This is a genomic window from Ruminococcus sp. 210702-SL.1.03 (assembly GCF_020559915.1).
GTDB lineage: Bacteria > Bacillota > Clostridia > Oscillospirales > Ruminococcaceae > YE71.
The window spans coordinates 1-7,595 of sequence record NZ_JAJCLZ010000048.1 but is presented as its reverse complement, the minus strand read 5'-3'; the positions used below and the strand labels follow the sequence as shown (position 1 = coordinate 7,595).

The 7,595-nt window shown below is 31.4% G+C and carries 5 protein-coding genes; all 5 read left to right on the top strand.

From position 1 onward, the window contains the following. Positions 1-59 precede the first annotated feature (59 nt). The 5 genes from LI114_RS12760 to LI114_RS12740 all read left to right on the top strand — a co-directional run bounded on the left by LI114_RS12760 (position 60) and on the right by LI114_RS12740 (position 7,260). The gene (locus LI114_RS12760; protein WP_227220998.1) at positions 60-572 is read left to right on the top strand and encodes an amidoligase family protein; all 513 of its coding nucleotides are present in this window, start codon (positions 60-62) and stop codon (positions 570-572) included. Positions 573-590: 18 nt separating this feature from the next. Then, positions 591-1,079, top strand: a complete 489-nt coding sequence (locus tag LI114_RS12755; protein ID WP_227220997.1) for a gamma-glutamylcyclotransferase family protein — start codon at positions 591-593, stop codon at positions 1,077-1,079. A 13-nt stretch (positions 1,080-1,092) separates the two neighbouring features. Continuing rightward, positions 1,093-1,335 (top strand): hypothetical protein, encoded by a 243-nt coding sequence (locus LI114_RS12750; protein ID WP_227220996.1) that lies wholly within the window; start codon positions 1,093-1,095, stop codon positions 1,333-1,335. 553 nt (positions 1,336-1,888) lie between these two features. Continuing rightward, a complete protein-coding gene (locus tag LI114_RS12745) occupies positions 1,889-3,070 on the top strand; it encodes an MBL fold metallo-hydrolase (RefSeq protein ID WP_227220995.1) in 1,182 nt (393 codons plus the stop codon). Beyond that, entirely contained in the window at positions 3,067-7,260 is a 4,194-nt protein-coding gene (locus tag LI114_RS12740) for a serine protease (RefSeq protein WP_227220994.1), read from the top strand. Before LI114_RS12745 ends, LI114_RS12740 begins: the two co-directional genes overlap by 4 nt. The last annotated feature ends 335 nt before the right edge of the window (positions 7,261-7,595 follow it).

The window sequence follows — 7,595 nt, the reverse complement described above, 5'->3', positions numbered from 1 at the left end:
CTGCTTAACTTCAAATCCTTGCGGTCAATGTGTCAAGTTTTATTGACAAAATCAGAAGAATGAGCGAGCAGTTTCAGCATTATTCAAACAGCCGATATGTGATCTGCAATCTGCACAGCTTTTTTCAGCACGGACATTATGAGATAAGAGCGTACAATGGTTCTCTTCATGCAGGAGAGGTAAGAAGTCAGATAGTTTTGGCACTTGCTATTTCAAATGCGGCAATGACAAAGAAATACTGTTCTCCTCACGTTTCTCAAAGCGATAATATGCGGTACAGCTTTAGGGTATGGCTTCTGAACCTTGGGCTGATAGGAGATGAATTCAAAAATTGCAGGGCACATCTGCTAAAACATCTTGAGGGGGACATAACCTGGCGACACCCGGAGGACGGGATTGCTGCAAGGGCAAGGCTAAAAGAAAAACGAGAGCTTGAGAAACAAGCCGCCCGTGAGCAGCGTAACGAGCCTGTGTGCCATTCCAATGATGAAATCGAGTGTATACCCGATGAAAACAACGAGCCGTCAGAATGCGAATATGACGGCATTGAAGAACTTGAAATAAGTATGTAAAATTGCAAAGGAGTTTTTATGGAATACAAAAGATTATACATCGCTTATGGCAGCAACATCAATCTTGAACAAATGGCAAACCGCTGCCCAAATTCAAAGGTCATCGGTAAAGAAATGCTGAAAGGCTATGAGCTGGAGTTCAGAGGTGTTGCTACCATTGTGCCAAAAGAGAACGCAGAAGTTCCTGTTCTCATATGGGAGATAGACGGTCGAGATGAGCACAGTCTTGACAAATATGAGGGCTTTCCGAACTATTACCGCAAGGAACTTTTTGAGATAGATGTTAATGGCGAAAAGAAAGAGTGTATGGCATATTTGATGAACAGCGGTCACATCTCGCCGCCGATGAGCTATTATTACAACGTCATAAAGCAGGGCTACGAGGCAAATGGTATGGATACAAGCTATCTGAGAGCAGCACTTGAAAAGTCGGTTGGCGAACAGTATTTTGATGAAGAGATGGACGAGGAATTTGACGAAGATGATGATCTTCAGATGAAGCTTTAAGGAGATTGATTAAATGAGATACAAGGATTTTTATGTGAGAATTACGCCGAACAGTTCTATTCAAAGAGTGGATAAGACGGGAAATGAGGTTCTCTGCGACGGGTTTACGATACAGATCTTTGTGGATGAAGAAGAGCATAGCGAAATCGACAATTTTTCTGCTGCGGTGGGGTTTGAGATACTTGAGGACAGTTTGGCTGAGGCGGAGCAGTTGGCGAAGGATTTTATTGATTGTGAGGGGAAGAAAAGCACGTAAAATGTGGGGATTTTAATAAGAAGTGAGGTGAAAATCGGCTTGATGACAAGTCTATATTCTTATGCAATTTGTCGAAATATGTCATAATAATGTATATATTTGAAAACGTGCACAAAACTATGGTTTCCTGATTGTGCAATAGATAGAAAATGCGTTTTGCTTGTTCAAATGGCACGAATTCTATTGAAAAGATGTTGTTAAATGGTGTATAATTATGCTAGAAAGTAGCTTTTGTTTATAATTGTAATAAATCTATTGCATATGTCTTTTTTGCTGTTATGTTAGTTGGTGTCGCATGAGTGTTCATATGAATTATACTTGAGATGCACATCTATTTCAGTCGTCAGCATTTTCTGCTTAGTTTGTCGAGAAAATCTTAGTTTTTTATAATAGGGTATAAATTAGAGAGATGATCGCTAATTTCTTATCTTGCTAATAACTTTTTTCTATTATGAGGTGGAAAATCAGTAATCAAATAAAGCTACGTTCGAAATATTTGGTATAGATTAGTGTGCTGAAAATACTGCAACAAAAAGAGGTTGAGAATTAGTAAATGTTAAAAATCAAATTATTACCAGCGGGGTATGGAGATTGCATTCTAATTTCTATTGATAGTGTAGAGAATGTAAATATACTTATAGATGGTGGATTATCTGAAACATATGATAAATATTTGAAGAAAGAAGTAGCTCATATACTTGCGTTGAATCAGAAGCTAAATTTGGTTATAAGTACTCATATGGATAATGATCATATTTCAGGATTAGTAAAGCTATTAAATAGTAGTTATTCAAAATTAATAAATGAGATTTGGTATAACGGATTGATACAGGTAGTTGATAGTCGGTTTTATTCTAAGGAAAAAGACGAATATACGAAAGAAGATATTAAGATTATTGACAAAATTATTTCTCAAGGTGTTATTTCTGATTCACAACAAAAAATAGGAATAAACAGTGGTATGTCCCTTGGTGTGCTTATTACAAAGAATAAAATTGCATTAAACACAATCACTTCAGGCAAACTTATCTGCGATAATACGCTATATGATCGATACGAAATCGCTAAAAATATTTATATTTCAGTAATAGGTCCGTCAATAGATGATATTGTTCTTCTTGAAGACCAATGGAAAAAAGAAATGGTCTCCCAGAATTTCATGTTTAGGGTAAATAATAAAATCAAAATGACAGAGGCCTTTGAATATCAATTGATGCGAATTAAATCGCACTATAGTCCGGAAAGCTATAAAATTTGTGGGGATGGTGATTTAAAAAAATATATAGGTGATTTGTCCGAGACCGACGGTTCAATTGTAAATAAAAGTTCAATATCTTTTATTCTTGAATACAATGAAAAAAAGTTTTTATTCTTAGGTGATTCAGTTATAGATGAAAGATTTTTATCTAAGCTGAAAAAAATTGTCGGCAATCAATATCATTTTTCGGCCATAAAGTTACCGCATCATGGTAGTCGATTTAATATCACACATGAATTTATTCATAGATACACAGCCGATGAATATTACTGCTCCACAAATTCGAAAAAATACAATCATCCGGATTTAGAAACACTTGCTGCATTAATTTGTGAAAATACTAAATTTAAAAAAATTATTTTTAATTATCCTATAAAAAAAGCTCTTTTTCTTGATAAAACTCAATGGAAGAATAAATATAACTATGACATTGTTATGGGCGACGAGAAAAATACAATTGAAAGGAATTTTTTATGAAAAAACTTATTGTGGGTCAAATAGTAATAAACGAAAAGGTTGTAGGAACAGGCTTTCTTGTTAGTCCTGATATTGTAGTAACAGCTAAACACGTTGTTTTTATTCCTGACGAAGTGGTTTCAGATTCTTATGAAGAAAAAGAAGTTGTATTTAGAGGGCTCGATAATTATGACATAAATGGGGAAACTATGAATTTAGTTGAAGCGATAAATAAGAGAATTGATTGTGTTTTTATTAAGTTAAATGAAAATGCAACGAATGATTTAGTTTGTGATTTAATTTCTGCCAATAATGAAATTGAAGGATTTAACTGTAGAGTAGTTGGATTTCCAAAACTCACCAAAGGAGAAACTGTTTTATATGGGAAGATTACACATAAGTCTGATGACGACAATCTATTATTGAGTATCAATGAAGGAAGCCGTCTGCAAAATTATGAAGGATTATCAGGCTCTCCACTTTTAATTAGGGGAAATATTGTAGGCATTGTTGTTGCACAAAATAGTAGTGAAGAAATTAAATCAATTCCTGTAAGTTACATAAAACAAAATTTAGATTGTAGTAAAATACAAATAATTAGTAGAAAAATCGCTGCTATTCATGAAGGATCTCTAAACATGGATATATTTAGAGATGATTTTAGACAAGTTATTTCCATGGTTGGCCCCAGATACAGTAAAACATTAAATGTAAAAACAGGTATATATAGTTATTTGTGCTCGTTACTAAAAAAAGATGAGTCTTTAGAAATATTGAAAAAAATACAATTGAATATAAATCAATGCGTTACATGTTTATTAAATTACTTAAAAGATGATTCGTTAAGTTACAATAGTAATGAAGAAATCAGTATTATTATTGATAAATTACAAAATTACTGCCAGTATTTAGATGACAATGAGAATGTTAAGGTAGATGAATTGACAAGGATAAATAGTAGTTTAGTTGAATACAAAAATAAACTTGTAAATATTTTTGAGCTTGAGAAAAATCAATTTGAGATAACACATGGTAAAGGAACTTATAACAACAAAAGTTGGAGAGGTTTTATGGCAACGTATAATTCAATTAATCCAACTTATTATCTAGATGAATTGAATTCTGCTATTAAACAGATTCCGTTAATAATAAAATTGTTAAATACTGATCTTATTTCAGGTACAGAAAAAAGTGCTATTTTAATTACTGGGAAAGGTGGAATAGGTAAAACTCATTTACTTTGTGATATAGTAAATGAATTTATAAGTAAAGATATTCCAGCTGTTATTTTGCTTGGAGAGATGTTCAAGAGTCAACAATCCGCTGATAATGTTATATTAAAACGTTTTAATTTTAATGGAACTATTGAGGATTTCTTTACAATATTAAATGAATATGGAATACAGAACAATGTATATGTACCAATTTGTATAGATGCAATTAATGAAGTGAATGATAGTTCATATTGGAACATCAATTTGCCGCTTCTTACAGCCAAATTAGAAACATTTTCGAATATCAAGATTATTATTAGCTGTCGTACACTGTATCTTAAGGAATATCTTGAAAATGAAAAGATAGAAAAGTATTTGAAACTACAGCACGATGGGTTTAGTGAAATGGAAAGCGAGGCACTTAGGGAGTTCTGCGTGTACTATGGTGTGAATATTAATTATAATTCTGTTTTTGTCCCAGAGTTTATGAATCCACTATTCTTAAAAATGCTTTGTGAAATTGCAAAAGAAAAAGATGATAAGACAATTGTTGTGGAAGATATTCATAAATTAATGAATGATTTTTTTGATTTAAAAAATAAGGCAATCACAAATAAATATCCTGAATATTTTTCAATTAGAGACAATGTTGTACCTAAGATATTAATTTCTGTTGCTAAGTTAATGGCAGATAATAAAAGATATTATATCCTATGGAATGAATTAAAAGACTTAGTAAAACAAAGATTGGCTGAAATGGACATCAAAGAAATTTCGTCTGGGCTAATCAAACAAATAATATCCGAAAACCTCTTGCGAGAATCTGACGACGATGATTCTAAAATAACATTTGCTTATCAAAAGTTTTTTGAATACTATTATGCCAAAACACTATCCAATAACGATGAGAAAACAATTTTTAATGCTGTGATAAATAATGAAATTACTCTTGGAACCCTTGAAATGATTCAAATATTATACTTTCAAAATAATAAAGAAGAACTTATTAGTAAGTTAGATAATAAAAGAGACGCAAAAGTATTAGATTCATTTATTAGTGGACTTTATTGGAGAAAGCCTGATGAAGTAAATGAAAAAACTGTAATTGAAATAAAGAAAGCTATTACTTCTCTCGATGAAAATGTTAGAAGAAGAACAATAATAGGATTATTAGCAGTTTCGCTAAAAAATAACTTTATATTTAATGCTTCTTTTTTACATGAAATATTAAAAAACATGATACCCTATCAAAGAGATCTTTTTCTATATCCTATTATTCTGGATCAATATGATCAGGAAAAAGTAATTTCAGATTTATGTGAAAGAGCTATAAATATGGAAAAAAACTCTATCTTCAAAATAGAAAATGTTTTTTTATGGGAAATTGTTCTGTGCTGGTTTACTGGCAGCAATGATATTATGTTAAGAGATAAGGCAAGTAAAGGTTTACTGAATTTATTCAGGCTTTATCCTGAAACTATAATAAAAATTATCTATGATTTTAAGGATGTTGATGATGATTATATACATGAGAGAATATGGCAGTCAGCTTATTCAACTATAATATTAATTAAAAATTATGATTATTATATATTAATTTCTAACTATATTAAGTCCAACATTATTTCCTTAGATAAATGGCCACAGAATGTTTTAATACGCGATTATTTAAGAAATATTTTTGAATTTGCTTACTACAATGGGTGGTGTGGTGAAGAAGACGTTTCATGTGTTAGACCAAAATATCACAGCCCAATTCATCAAGTCAATTATGATTTTATCAAAAATAATAAAGATTTGGATATACGCCTGTTTTGGAATTGTCAGGAAAGTGATTTTGTAAAATATACTATTCCTTTTGATGTTGAAGACTACAGTATTAATAAAGAAGATGTTGGTGCTATGATTTATGAAGACATGATCCGAAGTGGTTATGAAATTTGCCAAAAATATGATAAGTATATAGACTACAAATATGGTTCATTAAGATCACGGGATGAAAAAGTAGAAAGAATAGGAAAGAAATATCAAAAGATATATTTGTATCGTGAAATGGGTAATATATTTGATAATTATACATATGCTCCAAGATATAGTTACGATGATTACAAAACCATTGCACCAGAACAAGGAAATAATTTCAGAGAAATAGATCTTACAAGGCTATCTCGTGTTAATGATTTTAAAGGTCCTGAATTCAAATATCCTTTTTATAGGTGCCAGAAATCAGAAGATATGGCATGGTTTGAAAAAGATGATATAGAAGAGTACATTTTAGAATTTATAGAATATTCCTTTAATAAAGAAGAATATTATATGCTTCAAGGGTATTTATCAACTAAAGAAACATGTGATAAAGAATATCGTGAAGTGTGGGTACAGGTAAGGACATACTTATATCAAAAAAATACTAAAGAAGAATTACTTTTATGGTTTAATAACAAAGATTTTGATGGTCGATGGATGCCAGAAGGTTACGGACAATTATACGAATGTTGTATTGGTGAATACCCTTGGAGTCCTACTATGATTAATTATTTTTCACAGGATGATGGTTTCAGTTTCAGAGAGAAAACTTCACCACCGTGTCAATTGATTACAACGGTTAATGATTTTTTAACTGAAAAGGATTCTTCTTTTTGTGAAATAAATGATGATAATTCATATATGTTTCCAACTAAACAATTATTTGATATGATGAAACTATCGTGGAACGGTCTGTTTGGATATAACTCAGAAGGCAAAACTGTAATAATTAATGCAGATAATAATACCATATTTATAGAAAAGAATTACCTTATAAATTTTCTGAAAAATAACAATTTAGATGTTGTATGGACTGTTCTCGGAGGAAAGCAAAAAGTAGGTAGTACATTGTTAGGACGAAAATATCCTGGAAGTAGTTCGTTTAGTTTTACATACAATTTAACTGAATGTTGTGAATTAAAGCGTAACCATAAAATCTATTGTATAAATAATACAATAAAAAATAAATGACTGAATTATATATACTACCACATTTACTACAACTGTGCGTCGCTTGGTTATATCTTTATACTTAGATTAAATAGAACCGTGTCATCTACTCCATAGCCTCACCATACTGCGTTCATGAGGTCGGCTTTACTATATCGGGCAATCGTACATCCATTTGGTATCAAAAAAACAAATTGGTGAGACCAAATGGATACTCACCTTAAAAAGCCCGTATTTACGGGCTTTTTTGATGTTTAGAAAGCGAAAAATTTTAGTGTAAAACCGTGGATGCTTTTCACCGGTTTTCACGAAAAAAAGGGAGTCGAACCCTACACAACAAAAAATATCGAACATAA

Excerpts from the sequence above, each read along its gene's own strand:
- LI114_RS12760 (WP_227220998.1), top strand. The coding sequence starts at position 60 with ATGAGCGAGCAGTTTCAGCATTATTCAAACAGCCGATATGTGATCTGC.
- LI114_RS12755 (WP_227220997.1), top strand. The coding sequence starts at position 591 with ATGGAATACAAAAGATTATACATCGCTTATGGCAGCAACATCAATCTT.
- LI114_RS12750 (WP_227220996.1), top strand. The coding sequence starts at position 1,093 with ATGAGATACAAGGATTTTTATGTGAGAATTACGCCGAACAGTTCTATT.
- LI114_RS12745 (WP_227220995.1), top strand. The coding sequence starts at position 1,889 with ATGTTAAAAATCAAATTATTACCAGCGGGGTATGGAGATTGCATTCTA.
- LI114_RS12740 (WP_227220994.1), top strand. The coding sequence starts at position 3,067 with ATGAAAAAACTTATTGTGGGTCAAATAGTAATAAACGAAAAGGTTGTA.